This window comes from Aquabacterium sp. A3, assembly GCF_038069945.1.
Classification (GTDB): domain Bacteria; phylum Pseudomonadota; class Gammaproteobacteria; order Burkholderiales; family Burkholderiaceae_C; genus Aquabacterium.
In genome coordinates, this window is sequence record NZ_JBBPEV010000004.1 from 143,826 (window position 1) to 169,238 (window position 25,413).

Here is a 25,413-nt window from a genome sequence, read left to right on the forward strand (position 1 = left end):
TAGTCAACGCCGAGTCGTTGAATATCCGTTAAAGATGGGCTGTGCGCCTGCCGAACCTGTCGGTCGCTAGCCAATCATGAAAACTCAAGAGTTTGTGACGCTCCGCGCCCTCAAGCGACAAGCCGCCTCAGGCCCCCACCCACTCCACCAAAACAAGTTTGTCTTGGTCGCTCATCTTGACGCCCTCGCGGCGACAGGCGGACACCACCATGCCGCACAGATAGGCCACCAAGTCGTCAGTACTGTGGCCATCACGAGTGAGGTCAAAGCCGTTGAACAGCAAGCCGCGCATCACTGTGTTGGCGTGCTGACGATTCACGGGCTTACCGGCAGCCACGCTTCGGTCTCGGGCCAGCTTGGTCACAGCGGCCAGTGAGAACGGCTCAACGCCCATGGCGTTCGACAAGCCTTCCACGAGGATGCGATAACGACCACGCTCCAGCGTGGGCAGGCCGGCTGCCGCAAGCCAGGTCATCACCTCAGGTGAACACTTGGCTGCGCCTACCGTGTCCTCCAGCACAGGCGGCACCTCAGCAATGTGCATGGTGTGTCGGGCGGGGTCCAGGGCATATCCCACCTGGCTCTCCCACACCACCTGCAGCTTCGGGCCTTGAAGCTGATCCAGCAGCTTCTTCCAGGTGCCGCACCCCAGCCACGACTTCTCAATCCCTGGAAACTGACCACGAGCAAGCTGCGCCAGGCGGGCCACGGCGATGGGGCGGTCCGACTCGGCCAACTCGCGGGCCAGCATGGCGCCCACGTCAGCAGGGTCGATGTCCCTGCCCTCCTCTACCGGCTCAGCTCCCAACGCCTGCGCAAGCTCTGGCGTGGCGGTGTCTGGGGCAGCCGGTGCAGGCCTGCTGTGAGGTGTCACGCCAGGATTGGCGTGGGTGGTTTGCCGGTCAGCACGGGCTTCTGAGGCCAGACGTCTGGGGTCTACCAATGCGTTGATGTTGCGGTCGATTCGCAGGGGCTCCAGCGGAAGGGATGTCAGCAACCCGTAAAAGGTGCCCTTGCCTGCCCAGTTGGTCTGCACCAGCCCAGGCACCTGTGTGGCCAGGATCTTGGTCATGGCCGGCAACGGCACGGGTTGGTTGGCGTGGTCTACCGTGCGCCACACCAGTGCTTCGGCCTGGGCAATCAAGGTGTCCAGGTTGGGCGGTGTGGGTGTGGCCTCTTCTTCGTCAAAGCCCAAGGCGCCGATGATGAAGGCTTCCGGGTCGATGATCAGATCGGCAGAGGCGTCGTACGACGCCGAGGTGGCCCCGGCCGCAAAAATGGTGGTGCGACGGTCTTCACGTCGAAGCTTGCGCAGCAGCGGCGTGAAGTCGGCGTCGGCCGAGAACACGATGAACTCGTCGTAGCGCGTGGCGCTTTGCAGCACGTCCACCATGTCCAGCACCATGTGGATGTCGGTGCTGGTCTTGCCGGCCGCCGTCATGGGTGGACAGTCCACGATTTCGAAGCCTGCGCGGCTGAACCCAATCCGAAAGCGCTTGTACGGCTCAGGGTTGAGGTAGCAGCGCCGCACCAGCACGCGCCTCTTGGCTTGGTCTTCAGCGCCATCGGGCGCCTCCAGCGACTCGATCAGCCAGTTCAACCAGCGCGAGGGGTTGCGTGCAAAGGCCTCCGCATAGTCGGGGCCCAGGCGCATCAGCCCGGAAAACACATTGTCAAAGTCAACAAACAGGGCAGATCTCATGAATGCAATCGGGTATTTGGCCGATCCGTCGCCCTCCCTGAGCACACGGATGCAAATCACTCTATCACCCCATGCCTGCGGCACCAGATGACACCGCCCCTGGGGCGAGGTGATTGCACAGACTGATCGACTCGTCAAAATCGAAAGCCTGCTGAACCGCCAACGCTTGGCGTCCGCGAACCACACTGGCTCGCGCAACACGACCTGGCAGCGCGAGGTATTGCCCCAACCGCTCATACTCTGCGTCGCACCAGGTGTCAGGATGCCGGGTCCGCACCAACCAAGATCTGCGCCGCTGAGCCCTGGGCGCGATGGAGCGGATTCAAGTGCTGGATCAAGCCGTGTGTTAAGTATCGATTGCCGAGGTGACGCGGGCGCGAGACCGTGACCGCGCCGAGATGCAACAACGCCCCTTCACCGACCATCACTCTTGTGAAACGGCCACTGCTGGAGCCTTGGCAAACAGCAGATCAACTCACCAATAAATCATTGAATTTATTGGTGATTTGAGCAAAAATTGAATAGCAATAAACAAATCACCTTAAGCGATGTCCTGGAAATTCTACGGCCGCAGCGACGAACTCGACAGCATGCACAGACTGCTGTCGCGTCAGCGTTGGTTCTTCTGCGCCATCAGTGGCCGACGTCGCATCGGCAAGACCTCGCTCATCCGCGAAGCGCTCCAGGCGCTGCCCCAGGCCGCAAAGGCCGTGTACCTGCAAGTGCCTGACAGTGACGAGCGTGACGTGGTGGCCGTGTTTGCTGACGCCCTCAAAGCGGCCAGCCCCATGGGGCTGCCAGCCACCCTGCACCCCGACAGCTTGCGCCGATTCTCGGACATGGCCAAAGCCATCGGCACCTTGTGCCATGCGGGCTGGGTCGTCATCCTCGACGAATTCCAGTACTTCAATCGCAAATCGCTGTCGGCCTTCACCTCGTTGCTGCAGGCCGAGGTTGATCAACTCACAGGAAGCGCCTGTGGGGGCATCTTTGTGCTGGGCTCCATCCACACCGAGATGACCGCGCTGCTCGAAGATCGCAGCTCACCCCTTTACGCCCGGGTCACTGACCGCATGGCGCTCGACCACTGGGACTTCCACACCCTGTTTCAGGTGTTTGATGACCATGGTGTGACCGAACCTGAAGACTGGCTCAGCCTGTGGGGACTGTTTGAAGGCGTGCCCAAGTTCTACCGCGATTGCGCCAACCAGGGCGTTTTTGTGCCGATCAACCCGGGCCTTTCCGCCCCCATGGATAACCTGGGCATGCGTGCAGCAGAGGCCTTGTTTTTCTCTACCTCCGCCCCATTGGCTGAGGAAGCTGGAACCTGGTTCATGCGTGAGTTACGCGGCGCCAGTGTCTCGATCTTGCGCCTGTTGGCCCAACAACAGCCCTGCGCACACCAGCAACTCAGTGACGCTTACCAGCAAAGTACGGGTGACGACAAGCCCATTGCCAACTACCTCAATACCTTGATTGACCGATACCGCCTGGTCGAACGGCAGCAACCCGTCTTTGCCAAAGCCAGCGGCAGCCGTCAGGCACGCTATCAAATCAGCGACAACTTCCTGGCGGCCTGGTTGGCCGCCATCGAGCCCGGTGTGCAAGCTGCGCGAGTACAGCCCTTGTCTCGCGCACTCGACATCACCGCGCACAAGCTCGCGACCCACGAGGGGCATGTGTTCGAGCGGATGATCAGAAAGCTCATGGCCGAAGCCTCTCGGCGAGCTGTGGGCGACTTTGCCCTGACCGACATGGTCACCGGCTACTGGAACCGGCCACACGATGCCTCTCGCCTCGTTGAAATCGACATCGTGGCCCTCAACGAAACCGAGCAAACCGTGCGCTTTGGGAGTTGCAAACGCTCAGAGACCAAACACGACCGCGCCTCACTTGCCAAAACTCATCAACACATCCAGGACTTTCTGTCCACCAGCAACGGCAAGCGCTTCAAAGGATGGAAACAGGAACGTGCCTTGTATGCCCCTCGCTTCACTGACTTGCAACGCACCGCACTACAACAGCAGGGGTGGATCTGTGTTGACCTGCGTGACTTCCGGACCTGGCTGGTCCACTGAGTTCAGGCCAGACAAGCTCACGCTGTGCACTTTTGCAAAGTGAAGTCCAAAGCCATGCACAGCCACCCGCATCAGCGCAATGCGCACTGCGAGACCAAACAGCCACAGGCATTGGGTTGACTTGTTTCACCACGGCGGGGCCAAGACCACTCAGCGTGCCGTTCCAGGACAACGCACAGTTGAGGCGCTGAAAGCAGCGAAGATGGAAGCAAAGCCGCGCGCCATCAAAAAGGGCGTTGATATTTAAAAAAAAACGGGCTGGCTCAAGAAGAGCCAACCCGTTGTTTGATTGGTCGGGGTGGTGGGATTCGAACTCACGACCCTCTGCTCCCAAAGCAGATGCGCTACCAGGCTGCGCTACACCCCGAAGACTGAGATTGTACATCGCCCGGCTGATCATGCCGCGCGGGGATGACTGCATGACAGCCCCGTGTCGGCAACACCCGACATTCGGTGCACACTCGGGCCTCATGCGATCGATGACGCTGCACCACGGCCTGGCCCAGTCCATCACCCTGCTGGGCGATGTGGGTCTGGCCCTCATCAAAGGCCTGGGCCACGGCTGGCGCTTCCGGCGTGCCGATTTTGTGCGCGTGTTGCTGGCGTCCAGCGCCCAGGCCCTGCCGATCGTGCTGGTCGTCAACCTGCTGGTGGGGGCGATCATCGCCTTCGTGGGCGCCGTGCAGTTGCTGAAGTTTGGCGCGGGCGTGTTCGTGGCGGATCTGGTGGCGATTGCGGTGTCGCGCGAGATGGCGGCCGTGATCACCGCCGTGGTGATGGCAGGCCGCACGGGTGCCGCCTTCGCGGCCGAGCTGGCCAGCATGAAGGCCAACGAAGAGATCGACGCACTGGAGGTGCTGGGCATTCAGCCCGTGGCCTATCTGGTGGTGCCGCGTGTGCTGGCACTCTTGCTGATGCTGCCCTTGTTGTACGGCTTCGCCTGCGTGGCAGGTCTTGCTGGCGGCTACGCCGTCAGTGCCAGCTTGCTGGACCTGCCGCCTGTCGTCTACACCAACCGCAGCATCGAGGCACTGAGCCTGGCCCACCTGGGCTTGGGTTTCAGCAAGTGCTTTGCGTTTGGTCTGCTGGTGGCGCTGGCGGGCTGTCACCACGGCCTGCAGGCCGATCGTGATGCGGCTGGCGTGGGCCAGGCCACCACCCGCGCCGTGGTGGCTGGCATCGTGGGGGTGATCGCCATCGACGCGGTGTTCGCGGTGTGCGCCAACGCGCTGGGAGTGTGAGCATGGCATTGTTGATCGTGCACCAACTGGCGCTTCGCCATGGCGAGCGCCTCATCCAGGAGAACGTGTCGTTCGACGTGGCGCCAGGCACCATCTTTGGCGTGCTGGGGGGCAGTGGTTGCGGCAAGAGCACGCTGCTGCGCAGCCTGATGGGCCTGCATCGTCCGAGCGGCGGCCAGGTGTGCATCGATGGTGATGACTTCTGGGCGGCATCACCTGACAGGCAACAGGCCCTGCGTGCGCAGATGGGGGTGTTGTTTCAAAGCGCAGCCCTGTGGTCATCCATGACCACGCTGGAAAACGTCATGCTGCCGCTGGCCCAATTGAAGGGCTGGCCCGAGGCACGTTGTCGCGAAGTGGCGCTGGAAACCCTGGGTTGGGTGGGCATGGCCGAGGCCGCGCACCGGCTGCCCGCCGAGCTGAGCGGCGGCATGAAGAAGCGGGTGGGCCTGGCCCGAGCGATCGTGGCCCAACCGCGCCTGCTGTTTCTGGACGAACCTTCGGCCGGGCTGGACCCGATCAGCTCGGTGCGTCTGGACCAACTCATCCTGGCGGTGCGCGAGCGCACGCAGGCGGCCATCATCATCGTGACGCATGAATTGGCCAGCATCGATGGCATCGTGGATGATGCGCTCTTCCTGGATGCCGACAGCAAGCAACCGATAGGCAAGGGCAGCCCACGACAATTGCGCGAGGAGGTGATGCACCCGACGGTGCAGGCCTTCATGCGCCGACAGGAGATCTTGACACCATGAAACGCGCTGGATTCTGGGTAGGCACCTTCGTGATGGCCGCGCTGGCCCTGATCGTCGGCGGCATCCTGGCCGTGGGGCAAACCGGCCTGTTCAACCAGCAACATGACGCGGTGGTGTACTTCGACGGCAGCGTCAAAGGCCTGTACGTGGGGGCGCCGGTGAGCTTTCGGGGCGTGAAGGTAGGCGAGGTTCGTCGCATCGGCCTGGTGGTGGATGGCGACAGCCTGGACACACGCATCCCCGTGGAAATCGCTTTGCAAACCGGCACTGCGCTGCGCATCCAGTCCAACGGAAGCCGCGATGGTGAACTGGACATCGCCGACTTTGTGCAGCGAGGTCTGCGGGCCCGACTGAGCCTGCAAAGTTTCGTGACCGGGCAGATGGGCGTTGAGCTGGACTTCAGGGCAGACACCCCGCCGGCCTTGCTGGGCGGAGGCCGCAACAAACTGCCTGAAATCCCCACCACCCAAGACAAGCTGGACGCACTGATCGCGCAGGTGCAAGACCTGCCTGTGGCGGACCTGATGGCCAAGCTGCTGCGCACGCTCGACACCCTGGACCAGACCCTGCTGGTGACACAGCGCACGCTGCAAACCAGTGGCCGGGAAATCAATGCCACCGCCGCACAGACGCGCGCCACGCTGGGCACCGTGTCGGAGGTGCTCAAAGATGTGCGGACCCAGACCCAGGCCACGCTGGTGTCGGTGCAGACGCTGGCAGAGGCCTCGACCAAGACAGTGACCCAAGCCCAGCCTGACATCGCCCAAACCCTGCTGCACACGCGCCAAGCGGCCGACGCGGCGCAACTGGCCATGAGCCGCATCGCCGAGCTCAGCGCCCCGGGCGCCCCGATGCGGGCCGACCTGGAAAGCGCCCTGGCCGATTTGTCGCAAACCTCGCGCAGCCTGCGTTCGTTTGCCGATCAGCTTGACCGGCACCCCAGCACCCTGCTCTTTGGAGGCAAGGCCCCATGAATGGCATCAACACGTCGATCCGGTGGGGGCTGCTGCTGGCCGCCACCAGCCTGATTGGTTGCGGCTCTGCCCCGCCAACGCCCACAACCTGGCTGGCATTGCCTGCGGTCACGTCCGCCGCCGACCACAGCGACAGCACCTCGGCCACAACGCCGTGGGTCGTGGTGCAACGGCTGCGCGTGCCGGAGTACCTGCAGACCACCGCCCTGCGCTATCGGGATGGCCTCAACAGCTTTGCCGAATGGCCCCAGGCGCGCTGGGCAGAACGTGTGGAAGTGAACCTGACGCGCCACCTGGCGCAAAGCCTGCAGGCGCTGCAGCCAGACTGGCGCTGGTGCGAAGCGCCTTGCAGCGCCCCCGGCGCGGGCACCGTGCAGGTGAGCTACCAAAGTCTGGAGATTCAACGCGCGGCAGGCGAGGTGGTGGCCGTGGTGCAGTGGCAAATCCAACCGCCAGGGCCCCGCGTGCCTGAGGGTGGAGGGCTGCAAGGCCAATGGCAACACCGTCAAGCCATCGATGGCGACACGCCTGAGGCCCAGGTGGCCGCCCTGGCCCGCATGAACAAGGCCTTGGCCGAGTCCCTGGTCAAGGTGTTGAACGTCAGTCCGCCGCCCGCGTCTCCGCTCACGCCGACATCTGCGCCCACACCTTCTCCAGGCGCTTGAGGCTGACGGGCTGCGGGGTGCGCAGCTCTTGCGCAAACAGGCTGATGCGCAGCTCTTCCAGCAGCCAGCGGAACTCGTCCAGCCGCGCGTCGTGGGTGCCCTTCAGCTCGGCCAGACGGCGGGTGTAGCGCTGGTCCAGCGGCCGCAGCTCGGCCATGCGCTGGTTGTCGCGCGCAGGGTCACCGCGCAGCTTGTCCAGGCGCAGGGTGATGCCCTTCAGGTAGCGTGAGAAGTGCTGCAGTTGAGCATAGGGCGCCTGTGCGATGAAGCGCTTGGGCATCAGGCGCTGCAGTTGAGCGTTCACGTCATCGGCCACATCCTTGGGTGGCTTGGCGTCTTTGAGCTTGCGCGCCGCCGCCGCGTACTCGGTCAGGATGCCCGACGCCAGCCGGGCCACCTCCTGCGCAATCAGGTTCAGGCGCGTGCGCCCCTCCTCCACCCGGGCCTTGAAGCTGGCCGCATCACTGGGCAGGGGGTCGGCCAGGTAGGCGCGGTCCAGCGCCACCTCGATGATCTGGTCGCGCAGCTCGTCGGCCGTGCCCAGCGGCATGTAGACCATGGCCATCTTCTGCAGGCCCGGGATGTTCTTTTCCAGGTACTTCAGGGGCTCCTTGATCTGCAGGGCCACCAAGCGGCGCAGACCCGCGCGGTGCTTGGCGGCGGCCACATCGGGCTCGTCGAAGATGTCGATCTCGACGTGCGTGCCCTTGTCGATCAAGGCAGGAAAGCCGATCAGGGTGTGGCCGCCGCGCTGGATCTCCATCAGCTCGGGCAGCTCGCCGAAGGTCCAGTCGGTCAAGGGCGTGCTGGCTGACGCAGCGGGGGGCTGGGTCTTGGTGGCCACCGCGGTGCCGGGCGCTCGTGCAGGCGCGGCTTTGACCGCCTGGACCACCTTGCCCGCATCGGGCTGGGCATCGCCCCCCTGCACCACCTCTTTGGCCTTGAGCGCCGCCAGCGCCTGGAAGGCCCCACGGGCCAGCGAGCCCAGCTCGGCCTTGAGCGCCGGCAGGTTGCGGCCCATGCCCAACTGGCGGCCGTGCTCATCCACCACGCGGTAGTTCATGAACAGGTGTGGCGACAGCATGTCCAGCTTGAAGTCGTTGCGCTTCACGTCCAGCTGGGTCTTGTCGCGCACGGCCTTGAGCAAGGCCTCCATCAGGCTGCCCTGCCCAAATTCGGCCGACTGCACAAAGCCTTCGGCGTAATCGGGCAAGGGCACCAGGCGCGCGCGTGGCTTTTGGTGCAGGCTCTTCACCAGGGCCAGCACCTTGTCTTTGAGCATGCCCGGCACCAGCCACTCGCCGCGCTCTTCGCTGACCTGGTTGAGCGCGTAGATGGGCACCGTCACCGTCACGCCATCGCGGGCATCGCCGGGCTCGTGCAGGTAGGCGGCCGCACAGTCCACACCGCCCAGACGGATGTACTTCGGGAAGGCCGCGCTGGTGATGCCCGCCGCCTCGTGGCGCATCAACTCTTCTTTGCTCAGGTAGAGCAGCTTGGGGTTCTCGCGGCTGGCGTGCTTGTACCAACGCTCGAAGGTGGCGCCGCTCATGACATCGGGCGGCACCTGCGCGTCGTAGAAGGCGTGGATCAGCTCGTCGTCCACCAGCACGTCTTGCCGGCGGGATTTGTGCTCCAGCTGCTCCACCTGGGCGATCAGCTTGCGGTTGTGCGCCAGGAAGGGCAGACGGGTCTCCCACTCCTGCCCCACCAGGGCCTCGCGGATGAAGACCTCGCGGGCCTCGCGGGCGTTGACCAGGCCGAAGTTGACGCGCTTGTTGTTGTAGACGACCAGGCCATACAACGTCGCACGCTCCAGGGCAACCACCTCGGCGGCCTTCTTTTCCCAGTGCGGCTCCAGCAGCTGCTTTTTGAGCAGGTGCTGCCCCATGAACACCAGCCACTGCGGGTCGATGTTGGCCACGCCACGACCATACAGCTTGGTGGTTTCGACCAGCTCGGCCGCCAGGATCCAGCGCCCGGGCTTCTTGCTCAGGTTGGCGCCCGGGTGCTTCCAGAACTTGATGCCCCGTGCGCCCAGGTACCACTCTTCGTCATCGCTCTTGCAACCCACGTTGCCCAGCAGGCCCGACAGCAGCGACAGGTGCACCTGCTCGTAGGTGGCGGGCGAGCCGTTCAAGCGCCAGTTGTGCTCGGCCACGACGGTGTGCAGTTGCGTGTGCACGTCCTTCCACTCGCGCACGCGGCGCGGGTTGATGAAGTTCTCGCGCAGCAGGGCTTCGTACTTGCGGTGGCTGAGCTTGTGTTTCTCGGGGGCGCCAGGCTCATGGTGCCCATGCCCACCACGCGATTCATCCAGCCACTTCCACAGCTTGAGCGTGCCCATGAACTCCGACTTCTCGTCGTCGAATTGCTTGTGCTTGGTGTCGGCCTGCTGTTGCTGATCGATGGGCCGGTCGCGCACGTCCTGCACGCTCAAGCTCGCGGCGATCACCAGCACCTCGGCCAGGGCCTGACGGTCTTTGGCCTCCAGGATCATGCGGCCCACGCGCGGGTCCAGCGGCAGGCGCGCCAGCTCGGTGCCCAGCTTGGTGATCTGATTGTCGTCATCCACCGCGCCCAGCTCATTGAGCAGCTGGTAGCCGTCGGCAATCGCCTTGCGCAGCGGCGGCTCGATGAAGGGAAAGTCCTCCACATGTCCCAGGTGCAGCGACTTCATCCGCAGGATCACCCCCGCCAGCGACGAGCGCAGGATCTCGGGGTCGGTGAAGCGCGGGCGCGCGTTGAAGTCCTTCTCGTCGTACAGGCGGATGCAGATGCCGTTGGCCACCCGGCCGCAGCGGCCCGCGCGCTGGTTGGCCGCCGCCTGGCTGATGGGCTCGACCTGCAGTTGCTCGACCTTGTTGCGGAACGAGTAGCGCTTGACGCGCGCGCTGCCGCTGTCGATCACGTAGCGGATACCCGGCACCGTCAGCGAGGTTTCGGCCACGTTGGTGGCCAGCACGATGCGCCGGCCGTTGCCGGTCTGGAAGACGCGGTCTTGCTCTTGCTGGCTCAGGCGCGCGAACAGCGGCAGCACCTCGGCCACGATGCGGCCGTGGGCCAGGTGCTTGCGCAGGTGGTCGGCGGCTTCGCGGATCTCGCGCTCACCAGGCAAAAAGACGAGGATGTCGCCCGACCCCTCGCGCCACAGTTCGTCCACCCCATCGGCGATGGCTTCGTTCAGGCCGTACTCGCGGCTTTCTTCAAACGGCCGGTAGCGCTGCTCGACGGGAAAAAGGCGCCCCGACACCAGGATGATCGGCGCCGGCCCCTTGGCGGATTCGAAGTGCTTGGCAAAACGCTCGGCGTCGATGGTGGCCGAGGTGACGATGACCTTCAGATCCGGCCGGCGCGGCAGCAACTGCCGCAGGTAGCCCAGCAGGAAGTCGATGTTCAGGCTGCGCTCGTGGGCCTCGTCGATGATGATGGTGTCGTAGGCCTTGAGGTCCGGATCACCCTGGGTTTCGGCCAGCAAGATGCCGTCGGTCATCAGCTTGACCGATGAGCCGGGCTGCAGCCGGTCCTGGAAGCGCACCTTGTAGCCCACCACCTCGCCCAAAGGGGTATTGAGCTCTTCGGCAATGCGCTTGGCCACACTGGAGGCCGCAATGCGGCGAGGCTGCGTGTGGCCAATCAGCTTCGGGCGTTTGCCATGCTCGCGCGGCTGCCCCCAACCGCCCCGCCCCAGCGACAGCGCAATCTTGGGCAACTGCGTCGTCTTGCCCGAGCCCGTCTCGCCACACACGATGATGACCTGGTGCTCGCGCAGGGCGACTTCGATCTCGTGGCGTTTGCCAGAGACAGGCAAGGATTCGGGAAAGGTGATGGCTGGCAACACGGGAAACAACGGGGGGCCGAATGAGCGAAAAGTGCCGCATTATCCGGCGCTGTGTTCTTCAAAGCGGAATTTCACCATGCGATTTGATGACTACGTGCGCCACGATGCGGTCGGTCTGGCTCAGCTGGTACGGCAAGGTGAGGTGCATCCGGACGAGTTGCTCACGGCGGCGCTCAGCCGTGCTGATGAATGCCAATCGCTGAACGCGATCGTGCGCCGAATGGACGACATGGCGCGTGCGGCTGCGCAGGTCCCGCCGCCGTCTGATGCTCCGTTTGCCGGCGTGCCATTTCTGGCCAAGGACTTGTTTCAAGACATCGGCGGCCTGCCCTCTTCTTGTGGCAACCAGGCCCTGCGCCAGGTGCCGGCGGCCGAAGACAGCGACGTCGTCAAACGCTGGAAGCGCGCTGGCCTGGTGATTTTTGGCAAAACCAACACACCTGAGTTCGGCGCACGCAACGTGACCGAGCCCCAAGCCTGGGGGCCGGCGCGCAACCCGTGGGATCCGAGCCGCACCCCTGGCGGATCGTCTGGGGGATCGGCCGCCGCCGTGGCCGCCGGCATCGTGCCCATGGCGGGTGCCAACGACGGCGGGGGGTCCATCCGCATCCCGGCGTCGGCCTGCGGCCTGTTCGGCCTCAAGCCTGGACGGGGGCGCATCTCCATGGGCCCCCTGATGGCCGAAGGCCTCAACGGCATCGCCGTGCAGGGCATCGTCTCGCGCAGCGTGCGCGACAGCGCCACCATGATGGACGTGCTGCAAGGCCCTGAGCCTCACGCCCCCTACTTCATGCCGGCGCCCACCACACCCTATGCCGAGCAGATTCACACCCCACCGGGGCCGCTGCGAATCGGATTCACCACGGCATCGCCCATCGGCACGCCCGTGGATGCCGAGGCGGTGCGCGCGGTGGAGCACGCGGCCCGCCTGCTGACGCAACTCGGACACCATGTGGAAGAAGTTGCCAGCCCGGTCAATGGTGTGCAACTGGCAGAGGACTTTCTGCTGGCCTGGTTCTGTGCGCAAGCCTTGATCATCGACACCGTCAAGGCCCAGACCGGCGCCAGCGACGACCAGTTCGAGCCCGACAGCCTGTTGATGGCCGCCGTGGGGCGCAGCATCTCGGCGGTGGAACTGCTGGCCTGCGAGGCACGCTGGAACACGCACATCCACGACGTGGCGCGTTTTCATGCGCACCACGACCTCTGGCTGACCCCCACCGTGGCCGCGCCCCCCGTGACCATCGGCTCGATGGACACCCCCTGGCTCCTGGCGCAACTGAGCGATGTGGCCAGGCGAATGGGCCTGGCCGGCGTGATGCGCCACACCAGCAGCTTCAAAAACACCGTGCTGCAAAACCTGGGGTGGACGCCCTACACCCAACTGGCCAACCTGACAGGGAGACCGGCCATGTCGGTACCGCTGTACTGGACATCACAGAACCTGCCGCTGGGCGTGCAGTTCGTGGCGCCACTGGATGGCGAAGGGCTGCTGCTGCGGCTGGCCGCCCAACTGGAACAGGCTCAACCCTGGTTTGAGCGTCGCCCGGCGCTGCACACGGGGTCGTGATCCCGTAACATCACGGCTGAGAACTGTCTGGCCGGTGCAGAGGTTGCGCCGGCTTTTTTGCATTGTCTTGTCTGCAGCCTGCATGGACCTGGTCTTTCCCCATCTCTTCGTGCCCTGGTTTCGCTCGGTGGCGCCCCACATCCACGCTCACCGTGGCAAAACCTTCGTCGTGGGCCTGACCGGCGAGCTGGTGGCCGCCGGCAAGCTGGCGGCCTTCGTGCAAGACCTGGCGCTGATGCATGCCATGGGCATCCGCATCGTGCTGGCCCATGGCTTTCGGCCCCAACTGGAAGAACAGCTGCGCGCCAAAGGCCACAGCTCGAAGTTCAGTCACGGCATGCGCATCACCGATGAGCTGGCCCTGGACTGCGCACAAGAGGCTGCCGGGCAACTGCGCTATGAAATCGAGGCTGCCTTTTCTCAAGGGTTGCCCAACACGCCCATGGCCGGCGCCTCGATCAGCGTGATCTCGGGCAATTTCGTCACGGCACGTCCGGTGGGCATCGTGGATGGCGTGGACTTCATGCACACGGGCCTGGTGCGCAAAATCGACGCCATGGCGGTGCGCCGGGCCCTGGACACCGGTGCGCTGGTGATGCTCTCGCCATTCGGCTTTTCGCACACTGGCGAGGCCTTCAACCTCAGCATGGAAGACGTGGCCACCAGCGCCGCGATCGCCCTGAAGGCCGACAAGCTGGTGTTCGTGACGGAAGTGCGCGGCATCCTGCAAAGCATCGTGGCCGAGCCACTGCGCGCGGTGGAACTGGAGGCGCGGCAGCACGACCCTGATGAAGAAATCGACCAGGAACTGGCCCTGGCCGACGCCAAGCGCCTGCTGGGCGCCCTGCCCAACCCCACCGAGCCCACCGACACCGCCTACTACCTGCAGCACGCGGTCAAGGCCAGCGAGGGCGGCGTGGAGCGCGTGCACATCATCCCCTTCAAGGTGGATGGGGCCCTGTTGATGGAGGTGTTCACCCACGACGGGGTGGGCACCATGATCGTCGACGAGAAACTGGAAAGCCTGCGCGAGGCCACCCCGGACGATGTGGGCGGCATCCTGCAACTGATTGAGCCCTTCGAACAAGACGGCACCCTGGTCAAACGCAGCCGCACCGAGATTGAACGTGACATTGCCCAGTACACGGTGATCGAGCACGATGGCGTGATCTTTGGCTGCGCGGCCCTGCACGCCTACCCAGAGGCCGGCACGGCCGAGATGGCCGCCCTGACGATCTCACCGGCGGTGCAGGGCCAGGGCGACGGCGAGCGCATCCTCAAGCGCATCGAGCAACGCGCTCGGGCAATGGGCCTGTCCACACTGTTTGTATTGACCACGCGTACCATGCACTGGTTCATCAAACGGGGGTTCGCCCCGGTGGACCCGGGCTGGTTGCCCGAGGCCCGAAAACGTCATTACAAATGGGACCGGCGATCACAAGTGCTGGTCAAACCCTTGAAATAACCGAGACCTGGACACACCATGGCACGCACCATTCATTGCAAGCACCTCAACAAAGAAGCCGAGGGCATGGACTTCCCGCCGTACCCGGGCGAGTTGGGCAAGCGCATCTACAACGAGATCAGCAAGGAAGCCTGGCAACTGTGGATGAAGCACCAGACCATGCTGGTGAATGAAAACCGCCTGAACCTGGCCGACTCGCGCGCGCGCCAGTACCTGGCCCGCCAGATGGAGCAGTTCTTCTTTGGCGACGGGGCCGAGCAGGTGCAGGGCTACGTGCCCCCGTCGGCCTGATCAGGCCTGAGCACGAGCCTGTCAGGCGGGCATCAGGAAGTCGCGGCTGATGCCATAGCCCAGGTCACTGACGCGGTCCAGGAACTGCGTCAGGTAGGCGTGCAGCCCGGTGGCCACGATTTCGTCGATGCGACCAAACTGCAAATCGGCGCGCAGGCGGCCTGCGCGGCGCAGGGTGTCGTCGCTGTGGTCATTGGCCACGGCCTCGAGGTTGGAGACCACCTCGTTGACGCAGGCCAGCAGTGAGCGCGGCATGTCGGGGCGCAAGATCAGCAACTCGGCCACCTTTTCGGGGCGGATCACGTTGCGGTAGACCTTGCGGTACACCTCGAAGGCCGAGACCGAGCGCAGCACGGCCGACCAGTGGTAAAAATCCACCTCTTTGGCCTCGTTGCCGATGCCGGTGCCGAAGTACTCGGTGTTGCGGGCATGGAACTTCACATCCAGCAGGCGCGCCGTGTTGTCGGCCCGCTCCAGGAAGGTGCCAATGCGCTGGAAGTGGAAAGACTCGTCTTGCAGCATGGTGCCCAGCGTGACACCACGCGACAGGTGCGAGCGAAACTTCACCCACTCGAACACATCGGCCGGGTCCCGCGCCATGGCGCCTGATTTGATCAGGCGATGGAACTCGAGCCAGGTCTGGTTCATGGTTTCCCAGACTTCGGTGGTCAGGGCGCCACGCACCGCACGGGCGTTTTCTCGGGCGGCACGCAGGCAGTTGACGATGCTGGACGGGTTGCCCGGGTCGACCACCATGAACTCCATGACCTCACGGGCATTGATGGAGTCGTGCTTTTTGAGGTATTCGGCCGTCAGCTCGCTGATGCCCAGCAAGCCACGCCAGCCGGCCTGCGCCGCCTCGCTGGATTGCGGCAGCAAGGACGTCTGGTAATTCACGTCCAGCAGGCGCGCGGTGTTTTCGGCGCGCTCCATGTAGCGGGCCATCCAGAACAAATGGTCGGCGGTGCGCGAGAGCATGGGTTTGGTCTCCAGATGGGCGGCACGGCGGCGAGCGCGGCCCGGTGTGTGTGTCAGCAGGTGCCGGGGCAGATGGTGTTCGATGCGTTCATTGAGCATGTGGCCTCCCCTTTGATGGCGATGGTGTTCAGCTTTCCAGCACCCAGGTGTCCTTGGTGCCCCCGCCTTGCGAGCTGTTGACCACCAGGGAGCCCTCCTTGAGCGCCACACGGGTCAGCCCCCCCGGCACCATGCGCACTTCCTTGCTGCTCGACAGCACAAAGGGGCGCAAATCAATGTGGCGCGGCGCGATGCCGCTGTCCACGAAGGTGGGACAGGTGGACAGCGACAGCGTCGGCTGAGCGATGTAGTTGCTCGGGTTGGCCAGCAGCACCTTGCGGAAGGTCTCGACCTCGGCCTTGGTGGCCGCAGGCCCCACCAGCATGCCGTAGCCGCCCGCGCCGTGCACTTCCTTGACCACCAGCTCGGACAGGTTGTCCAGGGTGTACTTGAGGTCGTCGGCTTCGCGGCAGATGTAGGTGGGCACGTTCTGCAGAATGGGTTTTTCGCCCAGGTAGAACTCGATCATGCGCGGCACGTACGGATAGATGGACTTGTCATCGGCAATGCCGGTGCCAAACGCGTTGGCCAGCGTGACGTTGCCCGCACGGTAAGCACGCAGCAGGCCGGCCACGCCCAGGGTCGAGTCCTTGCGGAAGACCTCCGGGTCCATGAAATCGTCGTCCACGCGGCGATAGATCACGTCCACACGCTGCGGTCCGCGCGTGGTGCGCATGTAGACGAAGTCGTCCTTGACGAAGAGGTCTTGCCCCTCCACCAGTTCGATGCCCATTTGCTGGGCCAGGAAGGCGTGCTCGAAATAGGCTGAGTTGTACATGCCCGGGGTGAGCACGACCGCGACCGGGTCGTTGACCCCTGCGGGTGACATGGCGTGCAGGGTGTCCAGCAGCAAGTCAGGATAGTGCGCGACAGGCGCCACCCGGTGCTCCGAGAACAGCTCCGGGAAGAGGCGCATGCTCATCTTGCGGTTCTCGAGCATGTAGCTCACGCCGCTGGGCACGCGCAGATTGTCTTCCAGCACGTAGTAGGTGCCACTGCCATCGGGGTTGCAGGCCCGCACGATGTCGATGCCCGAGATGATGGAGTAGATGCCACCAGGCACATTCAGGCCCATCATCTCCTTGCGGAACTGGGCGTTGTGCAGCACGGGCTCTGACGGGATCACGCCCGCCTTGAGAATTTCCTGGTCGTGGTAGACGTCTTCCAGGAACCGGTTCAACGCGGTCACCCGCTGCTTGAGGCCCTTTTCCATCTCGCGCCATTCGGCCGCCGGGATGATGCGGGGAATCAGGTCGAAAGGAATGAGGCGCTCGGTGCCCGAACCATCCTCGTCCTTGTCGCCATACACCGCGAACGTGATGCCCACCCGCCGAAAGATCATCTCGGCTTCTTCACGCCGAGAGCGCATCTGATCGGTGGGCTGTCGGTTCAGCCAGCGATCGTAGGTTTTGTAGTGGTCGCGCACCTCGGTGCCGCCAGCGTGCATCTCGTCGAAAAATCGCATCGATGGTCCCCGTGAAGGGTGTGGTTGCTGCGTTTACTCAGCAGATGCATGGACTGTGCCAGCTTTGTCCCGGGCATCGGCCGTTGGGCACAGATTTCGGGCACATCCAGCACAGCTTGCCACATGAAGGCACATGATCGCACCAAGATGGCGCCTTAGCCCCCAGATTGGGCGGATTCGTCCAGCAGGCGGGTGGTCACGCGCACCACCAAGGTGTGCTCACCGCCACCTCGGATCACGCCCCGCAGGGGGGTGACGTCGCCAAAGTCACGCCCTTGCGCCACCCTGACATGGTGCAAGGCTGGCACACAGTTGTTGGTGGGGTCCAGATCCAGCCAGTCGTCCTGCCCGTCCGGGCTCAAACCAGGCACCCACAGGCTCAGCCAGGCGTGCGAGGCGTCCGCACCCACCAGGGGCGCCTGCCCCGGCGGCGGGCGGGTGAGCAAATAGCCACTGACATACCGCGCAGCCAGGCCGCATGAGCGCAGGCAGGCGATCATGAGGTGGGCAAAATCCTGGCAGACGCCTTTGCGCTGACGCAGCACTTCGATGACGGGCGTGGAAATGTCGGTGGACGCCGGGGCGTACTCGAAGTCGGTGTGGATGCGCCGCATCAGGTCGATGGCCGCCTCGGCGACGGGGCGATCCGGACGCAAGGAGACCTCGGCGTAGCGCTTGAGGTCGGCATGCAGTGGCACGAACGGTGAGGCAAACAGGAACTCGCTGGCTGGCTCGAAGGGGGCCTTGGCACGGTAGGTGAGGTGGTCGCGCAAGGCGGCACAGCTCAGGCTTTGAGTGGGGTCCAGTGAGGCATGGCGACGGCGCACCAGCACCTGGCTGCGCGCCACCACCCGCAGTTCGTGGTGCGGCGCATTGAGTGCGAAATAGGCGCGGCTGTTGCCATGTGCATCGCGGCGCACGCTGTGCTGTGCCGGCGCGGGGCGCACGTCCATCTCGAACTGCAACAGGGTCTGGCCCTGGTCGGTGAGCGGCCGCAGGCAGGCGATGTGCTGGGCGTGGTCCACCGCCGAGGCGTAGTCGTACAGGGTTTCGTGCTCGACCGACAACCGGGCCCAATCCTGCGACCAGTCAGGGTCTCGGGCGGCGGTGATCGCTTCGTGCAGCAGCGATGGGGACTCGATCGGTGTGCTCATGCACTCACCATCGCATCTTCAGGCTCGGCGTGGGCGAAGTACAGCCGCCCCACCTCGTCAGACAGGCGCCAACTGGCGTCCAGCAGCCGGTTGAGGAGGTTGAGCACCGCCTCATGCCCGTGCTCGGGATCACAGAGCTCTTGCAACGTGGCGCCCACGCCCTGGTGCGGCAGCAGGGCCAGCAGGTCGGTGGTGCCGCTGCCACGGTCGGGCAACTTGCCCAACTCGGTGCGCAAACGGCGCAGCACGCAGGCCAGAGACCGGGGGTTGGCCTCGTCCATGACCAGCAGGGCCAGCAAGGGCCCCTGCTCCAGCCGCCGCTGAAAGCGGGCGCGGAAGGTGATGGCGCTGTCAAAGAGGTCCAGCAAGAGATCGCCTCCTTGCGGGTGCGCCAGCGCATCGGCGCTCCAGAACGATTTGAGCATGCTGACGTGCCCGGACAGGCGCTCGATCAGGCGCCCCACCGACAACAGGCGCCAGCCGGCATCTCGCGTCATGCGGTCGGTCTGGGCGCCGGTGGCAGCCGCCAGTTGCACCGCCAGGTGATCCAGGGCCGCCTGCGCGCGTTCGGCTTGTGCGTCCAGGCTCAAGGCGTCTACCGAGTCGTCAGGAGGGCGCAAGGCCGACTCAAAGTCTCGCGACATCTGCCTGAGCAGGCGCGCATGGGCGGGCGAGAGTCGGTCACGCAGGGCTTGCGCCGTGCGCTCGATGGCCACCAGGTTGTAGCCCAGGCTGCAGGCTCCCTGAGAGGCGCGCCCGTCGCCCAGGGCTTCCAGCATGGCCCGCTCGAACACGCGCGGCGATTTCACCAGCGAGGGCACCGCCGGCGGCACCAGGCCATTGAACTCGGCCAGTTGAGAGACGGCGTGCAGGGGGGCCGGCACCAGATCGTCGTCACTGGCGCGCAAATCCAGGAGGGACTGCACCAGGCGCAACTGCAGCTCGGCACGCTCGGTGTAACGCCCCATCCAGAACAGGTTTTCGCCCGTGCGGCTGGCCACCGGCCGTTGCCGCTGCACCAGTTCGTCCAGGCGCACCGCGGAGGGCAGCATCGAGAAGGTGTCCACCGGGCCTTGGGTCAGCACCCAGGTGTCCAGGCTGGAGCCGCCCAGTTGCATGGACACCGGGCCGGCATCTCGGGTGGCGATCCGGGTCATGCCACCGGGCAGCACATGCCACTGTCCCCGCCCGTCGGCCAGGGCATACACGCGCAACGAGGCGCTGCGCAACCGCACCATGCCAGCGTCCCACACGGGCGTCTGGGCATAGGGCTGGAAGCGCTGCAGGGTGTAGTCGGCCGGACGCCGGTCAATGCGATCTCGCCAGGCGGCCAGCGCCGGGGCCGTGAGCGTGCGCGCCACCACCGTGTCGAAATCCAGGCGCTGGGTGTGGCTGCCAAACCCGGGCGTGCCCATGTGCGGAAAGCTCGGGCGGATGACGTGCTCTGCCAGCTCGGGGCGCACGGCATCCCACACAGCGCCTTCGCCACACCACCAGGTGGGCAGCGAGGGCAAGGCCAGCTCTTCACCAAGCAAGTGCCTGGACAGGGCGGGCAGAAATCCGTGCACGGCTGGCGACTCCAGAAAGCCGGTACCCAGGGCATTGGCCAGCACGACATGGCCGGCACGCACGGCCTGCATCAACCCCGGCACGCCCAGGGTGGAATCGGAGCGCAACTCCAGCGGATCACAGAAGTCGTCATCCAGGCGACGCAAGAGCCCATGGATGGGCTCCAGGCCCTGCACGGTCTTGATGAAGACACGCTCGTCACGCACGACCAGGTCGCCCCCTTCGACGAGGGGCAGTCCGAGGTAACGGGCCAGGTAGGCATGCTCGAAATAGGTTTCGTTGTAAGGGCCTGGCGTGAGCAAGGCCAGGCGGGGGGTGTCGCCTCCTGCACAGGGGCTTGCCAGCTCTGACACGGTTTCAACCATGCGCCGATAGCTGCTGGCCAGGTGCTGCACACTCATCTGCCGATAGGCCTCTGGAAACAGGCGCGAGACGATGAGCCGGTTCTGCATCACATAACCCAGCCCCGATGGGGCCTGGGTGCGTTGAGACACCACCCACCAGGCACCATCGGGCCCACGGACGAGGTCAAAGGCCATGACATGCAGGTAGATGTCTCCCAGGGGACGCACACCCTGCAGGCCCCGCAGGTAACCCGGATGACCCAGCACCAGGGCCGCCGGCAGCATGGCTTTCTTCAGCAGGTGCTGATCGCCATAGGCGTCCAGCAGGATCTGGTTGAGCAGGCGGGCGCGCTGGGCCACGCCACGCTCAAGCTGGCGCCATTCGTCGGCAGCGACGATGCGCGGCAAGACCTCCAGCGACCAGGGGCGGGCCATGCCCTGCTCGCCACCGTAAACGTTGTAGGTGACGCCATCTTCGCGAATCTGGCGTGCCAGGATTTCGCGGCGACGCTCCAGGTCGTCCAACGGCGCGCCCAGGTGGGATGCGAAGTCGGCCCAGGCCGGCTTGATCGCCCCTTCGTCGTCGCGCAGTTCGTCGTGGTGGCCCGCATCGGCTGAGCGAGCCCGGCGCAGCAGATCCTGGGCCACCAGGGACGGTGACACCGGATCGTCAAACAGCTGCAGGGACGAGGACATGGGGTGGGAGCAATCGCTTCATGGTCAGGCCGTCACTCACGGGCATCACGCGGTTTTGGCCCGACGCAGGTCGAGTGTAAGCGGATGCTCGATGCCGGGCATCAAGGGTTTGACCACCATCTTGCCCGGCGTGTGCCCCATGCGGAAGAAACGCGCCAGGCGACGGCTTTCGGCCTCGTACGCATTGATGGGGAACGTGTCGTAATTGCGGCCACCCGGGTGCGCCACGTGGTATTGGCACCCGCCCAGCGAACGCTGCAACCAGCTGTCGACCACATCGAAGGTGAGCGGTGCATCGACCCCGATGGTGGGGTGCAGGCACGAAGGCGGCTGCCAGGCACGGTAGCGCACGCCGGCCACGTACTCGCCCACGCGCCCGGTGGGGTGCAAGGGCAGCACATGGCCATTGACGGTGACAACGTGTCGGTTGCCGTTCAGGCCGGTCACGCGCACCTCCATGCGCTCCATGGACGAATCCACATAGCGCACGGTGCCGCCAGGGGCCCCCTCTTCGCCCATCACATGCCAGGGCTCCAGGGCCGTGCGCAAGGTCAGCCGCAGACCGCCTGCGGCCACATCCCCCACGAACGGGAACCGGAACTCGAAGTGCGGCGCAAACCACTCAGGCAGGAAGTCGTAGCCGGCCTGGTTGAGCTCGGCCAGCACATCGGCAAAATCCTGCTCCACGAAGGTGGGCAGCAAGAAGCGATCGTGCAGGCCCGTGCCCCAGCGGGTCAGGCGTTGGGCGCCATGGCCGGTGTAAGGCTCTTTCCAGAACCAGGCCAGCAAGGCGCGCAGCAGCAGTTGCTGCACCAGGCTCATCTTCGAGTGCGGGGGCATCTCGAAGGCGCGCAGCTCCAGCAGGCCCAGGCGGCCGGTGGGACCGTCGGGCGAGTACAGCTTGTCGATGCAGAACTCGCTGCGATGGGTGTTGCCGGTGGCGTCGATCAGCAGGTTGCGCAGCGTGCGGTCGATCATCCAGGGCGGGCATTGGCCCCAGATGGCCAGCTGGCGCTCGATCTCTTGCAGGCCCAGCTCGACCTCGTAGACCTGGTCGGTGCGGGCCTCGTCCACCCGCGGCGCCTGGCTGGTGGGCCCGATGAACAGCCCCGAGAACAGATACGACAGGGACGGGTGGTTGTGCCAGAAGGTCAGCAGTGACGACAGCAGATCCGGGCGACGCAGGAAGGGGCTGTCGGCCGGGGTGGCGCCGCCCAGCACGAAGTGGTTGCCCCCGCCGGTGCCGGTGTGGCGGCCATCGACCATGAACTTCTCGGTGGACAAGCGGGTTTCATGTGCGGCCTGGTACAGGAACTCGGTGTGGTCCACCAGCTCGTCCCAGTCATGTGCAGGGTGGATGTTGACTTCGATGACGCCTGGGTCGGGGGTGACCTGCAGCACCTTCAGGCGCGAATCGCGCGGTGGCGGGTAGCCCTCCAGCACGATGTGCATGCCCAGATCGGCCGCCGTGGCCTCCACGGCGGCCACCAGGTCCAGGTAGTCGTCCAGGCTGGCCAGCGGTGGCATGAACACGTACATCACACCACCGCCCTGCCCTTCGGTCTCGACCCTGGGGCCGCTGGCGCGGTCGGGGTTGCGCACTTCCACGCACAGGGCGGTGCGGGTGATCCAGTGGGCCGACTCGAAGCGGCTGGGCACGCGGCTGGGGTCCACCGAGGCAGTGGGCGCCCCCGGCCCACGGGCCGCACGAGGATTGGCCGGCAGTTGCCCCCATTCCCCATTGAGCCCAGCGCCAGCGGCACCAGCGACGCCCAGGTTTTGCACACCCACGACCCCACCTTCGGCCACACCGCCCCCTACCTGGTGCGCGCCGTACTGGGCGCGCAGCACCGCCGCGTCGGCCAGCGCATCCTTGGGCGCGAAGGGGTCGTGCTCGTGCAGGAAGGGGTATTGAGACGCGGTCACCCAGGGCAGAGAATCCAGCGGCAACCGGTAGCCCATGGGGGAGTCGCCCGGGATCAGGTACATGCGTTCGTCACGAAAGAACCACGGGCCCGTGATCCAGCGCGGGCCGCTCAGGCCCAGGGCCTGCTCGCGCTTGAGCGGCAAGGCGTAGCCCACCCGATGGTCCAGCCCTTGATCAAACACCCGACGCAATCGCACGCGCTCCAGCTCGTCATCCAGACGCGAGTCCATCGGATCCACATTCACGGGCAGGCGACGTTCGCGCCACAGGTAGTACCAGGTGTCTTCATAACCGGTTTGCACGTGGGCGCTGCCCACCCCCAGCTTGGTGGCCAGCGTGTCGATGAACAGCTTGGCGTCGTCGGTGGTGTAGTGCACGCTGTTGCGCTCGTCGGCGAACAGCGAGGGGTCGTGCCAGCAGGGCTGGCCATCGGTGCGCCAGAAAATCGACAGCGCCCAGCGTGGCAATTGCTCGCCTGGGTACCATTTGCCTTGCCCAAAGTGCAGAAAGCCGCCCTCGCCGTAGCGGGCACGCAGTTTGTGCACCAAGGTGGTGGCCAGGCCACGCTTGGTGGGGCCCAGGGCGTCGGTGTTCCACTCGGCGCCGTCGCGGTCGTCCACCGACACGAAGGTGGGCTCGCCCCCCATGGTCAGGCGCACATCACCTTGCACCAGTTGCGCATCAACCTCTCGGCCCAGGGCGTCGATGGCCTGCCACTGCTCGTCGGTGTAGGGCTTGGTCACGCGCGGGCTTTCGTAGATGCGCGTGATGGCCATGTGGTGATCAAACTCGCACTCGCACTCGTCCACCGCACCCGTCACCGGGGCCGCCCCCGTGGGGTCAGGGGTACAAGCCACGGGAATGTGGCCCTCGCCGGCCAGCAGGCCGGAGGTGGGGTCCAGCCCGATCCAGCCTGCACCGGGCAGGAACACCTCGCACCAGGCGTGCAGGTCGGTGAAATCGACCTCGGTGCCCGACGGGCCGTCCAGCGAGGCCACATCGGCCTTGAGCTGGATGAGGTAGCCCGACACAAACCGGGCTGCCAGGCCCATGTGACGCAGGGCCTGCACCAGCAACCAGCCCGTATCCCGGCATGAACCGGACTTCAGCGTGAGCGTTTGCTCGGGCGTCTGCACGCCAGGCTCCATGCGGATGGTGTAGCTGATGTCGCGTTGCAGCCGCTGGTTGAGGGCCACCAGGAAGTCGATGGTGCGCACCTCGGTGCGGTCAATGCTGTCCACAAAGGCCTTGAACGCCGGGGTCAGCTCGGCCTTGGCCAGGTAGGGCTGCAGATCGTGTAGCGAGGCCTCGTCGTACTGGAAGGGATAGTTCTCGGCGTGCGGCTCAAGAAAAAAGTCAAAGGGGTTGTAGACGGCCATCTCGGCCACCAGATCGACCGTGATCTTGAACTCGGTCGTCTGCTCTGGAAACACCAGGCGGGCCAGGTGGTTGGAAAACGGGTCTTGCTGCCAATTGATGAAGTGCACCACCGGGTCGACACGCATCGAGTACGACAGGATGCGCGTGCGGCAATGCGGCGCGGGACGAAGTCGGATCACCTGGGGCGACAGGTTGACCGGACGGTCGTAACGGTAATGGGTGACGTGGTTGAGGGCAACGTGAATGGACACTCGGATCTCCGCTGAGGTGGGCCCGGGGCTGGCTCGGACACTGACAGGAGCACGAGCAAGTTATGGGCCAAGTTGGTGCACAACGAGGGTCATCGTGCCTGCGCCATGTGACACGGCCACCATCGCGGTGGCGACGCCACCAAACGGGGTCTCACCTCGTCAGCAATTCAGGCGCCACCGCCGCCATGGTCTGGGTGCCCGCCACGATCATGCGCACCATCAAGACCACCTGCTCCGTGAACTCGGCATGCTGCTGAGCCGGCAGGTTCATGGCCGTGGCGCCCATGGTGAACACCAGGCGGGTGATGGCCTTGGCGGTGAGGGCCGGCTCGTACAGCCCGGTCTGATGGGCCTGGGCCAGCCTGATCAGGTCTTGCCGAAGCTCGTCTTCGAAATACGACAGCTGACGGTCCACCGCCTGCTTGAAGGCATCCGAGCCTACCAAGCCCTCTCGCAACAGGATGTGCAGCAGCTTGTCATCGCTGCGCAGTTGATCCATGAAGGCCTCGACCGAGGCACGCACCACGCTGCGCTCCACGGTGGCCCGCTGACGTGCCTCACCGATGATGCGCCGAAGTGACTGCCCCGCCCGATCGATCAGGGCCACGGCCAGTTCGTCCATGTCTCTGAACTGGCGGTAAAAACTGTTGGGGGCGATGCCCGCCTCGCGGGCCACCTCACGCAGGCTGAGGGTGGACACACTGCGGTGGGGCCCCAGCAAGGTCAGCGCCGCGGCAATGATGTCTTCTCGCGAGATCACCGCCTTGCGACCAGGCGAGGCGGCGCCAGCCGCGCGATGCGACGCATCGGTGCGCTGTGCGTGAAGATCGTGGGGTGAGGTGTGCATGACATCGAAACCCGCAGTGGTGAACAGGCCGTTGCCGGCTGGCCTCTGTCAGGTCAGGGCACATCATAACGCGCCCACATTAATGCACAAGTGTATAGACAATTGTGTTGATGTGCGTATA

Annotated in this window: 16 protein-coding genes and 1 tRNA gene; 8 read left to right on the forward strand and 9 right to left on the reverse strand. The window is 65.0% G+C overall.

What is annotated here, in order from left to right; genetic code table 11:
* Positions 1-127 precede the first annotated feature (127 nt).
* Positions 128-1,702 (reverse strand): NYN domain-containing protein, encoded by a 1,575-nt coding sequence (locus WNB94_RS13790; RefSeq protein WP_341390991.1) that lies wholly within the window; start codon positions 1,700-1,702, stop codon positions 128-130.
* Between the two features lie 548 nt (positions 1,703-2,250).
* On the opposite strand from WNB94_RS13790, the gene WNB94_RS13795 reads away from it, so the two are divergent.
* Positions 2,251-3,780 carry an ATP-binding protein gene (locus tag WNB94_RS13795; RefSeq protein ID WP_341390992.1) on the forward strand — a complete coding sequence of 510 codons (1,530 nt, stop codon included), beginning with the start codon at positions 2,251-2,253 and terminating at the stop codon, positions 3,778-3,780.
* A gap of 290 nt (positions 3,781-4,070) precedes the next feature.
* Here the strand turns inward: WNB94_RS13795 and WNB94_RS13800 are convergent.
* Positions 4,071-4,147, reverse strand: a tRNA-Pro gene (locus WNB94_RS13800).
* 112 nt (positions 4,148-4,259) lie between these two features.
* Between WNB94_RS13800 and WNB94_RS13805 the strand changes: the two genes are divergently transcribed.
* Genes WNB94_RS13805 through WNB94_RS13820 form a run of 4 tightly spaced genes read left to right on the forward strand, consistent with a single transcriptional unit; the run spans position 4,260 to position 7,415 of the window.
* Complete coding sequence (locus WNB94_RS13805; protein ID WP_341390993.1) at positions 4,260-5,021, forward strand: MlaE family ABC transporter permease; 762 nt, start codon at positions 4,260-4,262, stop codon at positions 5,019-5,021.
* Between the two features lie 2 nt (positions 5,022-5,023).
* Entirely contained in the window at positions 5,024-5,776 is a 753-nt protein-coding gene (locus WNB94_RS13810) for an ABC transporter ATP-binding protein (protein WP_341390994.1), read from the forward strand.
* Positions 5,773-6,750, forward strand: a complete 978-nt coding sequence (locus WNB94_RS13815) for an MlaD family protein (RefSeq protein WP_341390995.1) — start codon at positions 5,773-5,775, stop codon at positions 6,748-6,750. Before WNB94_RS13810 ends, WNB94_RS13815 begins: the two co-directional genes overlap by 4 nt.
* Positions 6,747-7,415, forward strand: coding sequence for a PqiC family protein (locus WNB94_RS13820; protein WP_341390996.1), 669 nt, complete (start codon positions 6,747-6,749; stop codon positions 7,413-7,415). The genes WNB94_RS13815 and WNB94_RS13820 overlap by 4 nt, the downstream gene beginning before the upstream one ends.
* On the opposite strand, the gene hrpA is transcribed toward WNB94_RS13820, so the two are convergent.
* Positions 7,375-11,256 (reverse strand): ATP-dependent RNA helicase HrpA, encoded by a 3,882-nt coding sequence (gene hrpA, locus WNB94_RS13825; protein WP_341390997.1) that lies wholly within the window; start codon positions 11,254-11,256, stop codon positions 7,375-7,377. The genes WNB94_RS13820 and hrpA overlap by 41 nt on opposite strands.
* 76 nt (positions 11,257-11,332) lie before the next feature.
* Here hrpA and WNB94_RS13830 point away from each other — a divergent pair, with 76 nt between their 5' ends.
* From WNB94_RS13830 to WNB94_RS13840, 3 genes are all read left to right on the forward strand, one after another.
* Positions 11,333-12,826: an amidase gene (locus WNB94_RS13830; protein ID WP_341390998.1), complete on the forward strand. Its 1,494-nt coding sequence runs from the start codon at positions 11,333-11,335 to the stop codon at positions 12,824-12,826.
* A gap of 82 nt (positions 12,827-12,908) precedes the next feature.
* A complete protein-coding gene (gene argA, locus WNB94_RS13835; protein ID WP_341390999.1) occupies positions 12,909-14,291 on the forward strand; it encodes an amino-acid N-acetyltransferase in 1,383 nt (460 codons plus the stop codon).
* Between the two features lie 18 nt (positions 14,292-14,309).
* The gene (locus WNB94_RS13840; protein ID WP_341391000.1) at positions 14,310-14,582 is read left to right on the forward strand and encodes an oxidative damage protection protein; all 273 of its coding nucleotides are present in this window, start codon (positions 14,310-14,312) and stop codon (positions 14,580-14,582) included.
* Between the two features lie 21 nt (positions 14,583-14,603).
* On the opposite strand, the gene WNB94_RS13845 is transcribed toward WNB94_RS13840, so the two are convergent.
* The 6 genes from WNB94_RS13845 to fabR all read right to left on the reverse strand — a co-directional run bounded on the left by WNB94_RS13845 (position 14,604) and on the right by fabR (position 25,292).
* Complete coding sequence (locus tag WNB94_RS13845) at positions 14,604-15,560, reverse strand: alpha-E domain-containing protein (RefSeq protein ID WP_341391126.1); 957 nt, start codon at positions 15,558-15,560, stop codon at positions 14,604-14,606.
* Positions 15,561-15,687: 127 nt separating this feature from the next.
* Complete coding sequence (locus WNB94_RS13850) at positions 15,688-17,124, reverse strand: circularly permuted type 2 ATP-grasp protein (RefSeq protein WP_341391001.1); 1,437 nt, start codon at positions 17,122-17,124, stop codon at positions 15,688-15,690.
* A gap of 155 nt (positions 17,125-17,279) precedes the next feature.
* Positions 17,280-18,278, reverse strand: a complete 999-nt coding sequence (locus WNB94_RS13855) for a transglutaminase family protein (protein WP_341391002.1) — start codon at positions 18,276-18,278, stop codon at positions 17,280-17,282.
* Entirely contained in the window at positions 18,275-20,887 is a 2,613-nt protein-coding gene (locus tag WNB94_RS13860) for a circularly permuted type 2 ATP-grasp protein (RefSeq protein WP_341391003.1), read from the reverse strand. The genes WNB94_RS13855 and WNB94_RS13860 overlap by 4 nt, the downstream gene beginning before the upstream one ends.
* Before the next feature lie 45 nt (positions 20,888-20,932).
* Positions 20,933-24,445: a transglutaminase family protein gene (locus WNB94_RS13865; protein ID WP_341391004.1), complete on the reverse strand. Its 3,513-nt coding sequence runs from the start codon at positions 24,443-24,445 to the stop codon at positions 20,933-20,935.
* A gap of 151 nt (positions 24,446-24,596) precedes the next feature.
* Positions 24,597-25,292, reverse strand: coding sequence for an HTH-type transcriptional repressor FabR (fabR, locus tag WNB94_RS13870; RefSeq protein WP_341391005.1), 696 nt, complete (start codon positions 25,290-25,292; stop codon positions 24,597-24,599).
* Positions 25,293-25,413 lie beyond the last annotated feature (121 nt).

Coding starts and splice junctions, on each gene's coding strand:
- WNB94_RS13850 (WP_341391001.1), bottom strand. CDS start 17,124: ATGCGATTTTTCGACGAGATGCACGCTGGCGGCACCGAGGTGCGCGAC.
- WNB94_RS13860 (WP_341391003.1), bottom strand. CDS start 20,887: ATGTCCTCGTCCCTGCAGCTGTTTGACGATCCGGTGTCACCGTCCCTG.
- WNB94_RS13855 (WP_341391002.1), bottom strand. CDS start 18,278: ATGAGCACACCGATCGAGTCCCCATCGCTGCTGCACGAAGCGATCACC.
- WNB94_RS13840 (WP_341391000.1), top strand. CDS start 14,310: ATGGCACGCACCATTCATTGCAAGCACCTCAACAAAGAAGCCGAGGGC.
- WNB94_RS13795 (WP_341390992.1), top strand. CDS start 2,251: ATGTCCTGGAAATTCTACGGCCGCAGCGACGAACTCGACAGCATGCAC.
- WNB94_RS13810 (WP_341390994.1), top strand. CDS start 5,024: ATGGCATTGTTGATCGTGCACCAACTGGCGCTTCGCCATGGCGAGCGC.
- argA (WP_341390999.1), top strand. CDS start 12,909: ATGGACCTGGTCTTTCCCCATCTCTTCGTGCCCTGGTTTCGCTCGGTG.
- WNB94_RS13830 (WP_341390998.1), top strand. CDS start 11,333: ATGCGATTTGATGACTACGTGCGCCACGATGCGGTCGGTCTGGCTCAG.
- WNB94_RS13790 (WP_341390991.1), bottom strand. CDS start 1,702: ATGAGATCTGCCCTGTTTGTTGACTTTGACAATGTGTTTTCCGGGCTG.
- WNB94_RS13805 (WP_341390993.1), top strand. CDS start 4,260: ATGACGCTGCACCACGGCCTGGCCCAGTCCATCACCCTGCTGGGCGAT.
- WNB94_RS13845 (WP_341391126.1), bottom strand. CDS start 15,560: ATGCTCTCGCGCACCGCCGACCATTTGTTCTGGATGGCCCGCTACATG.
- fabR (WP_341391005.1), bottom strand. CDS start 25,292: ATGCACACCTCACCCCACGATCTTCACGCACAGCGCACCGATGCGTCG.
- WNB94_RS13815 (WP_341390995.1), top strand. CDS start 5,773: ATGAAACGCGCTGGATTCTGGGTAGGCACCTTCGTGATGGCCGCGCTG.
- WNB94_RS13820 (WP_341390996.1), top strand. CDS start 6,747: ATGAATGGCATCAACACGTCGATCCGGTGGGGGCTGCTGCTGGCCGCC.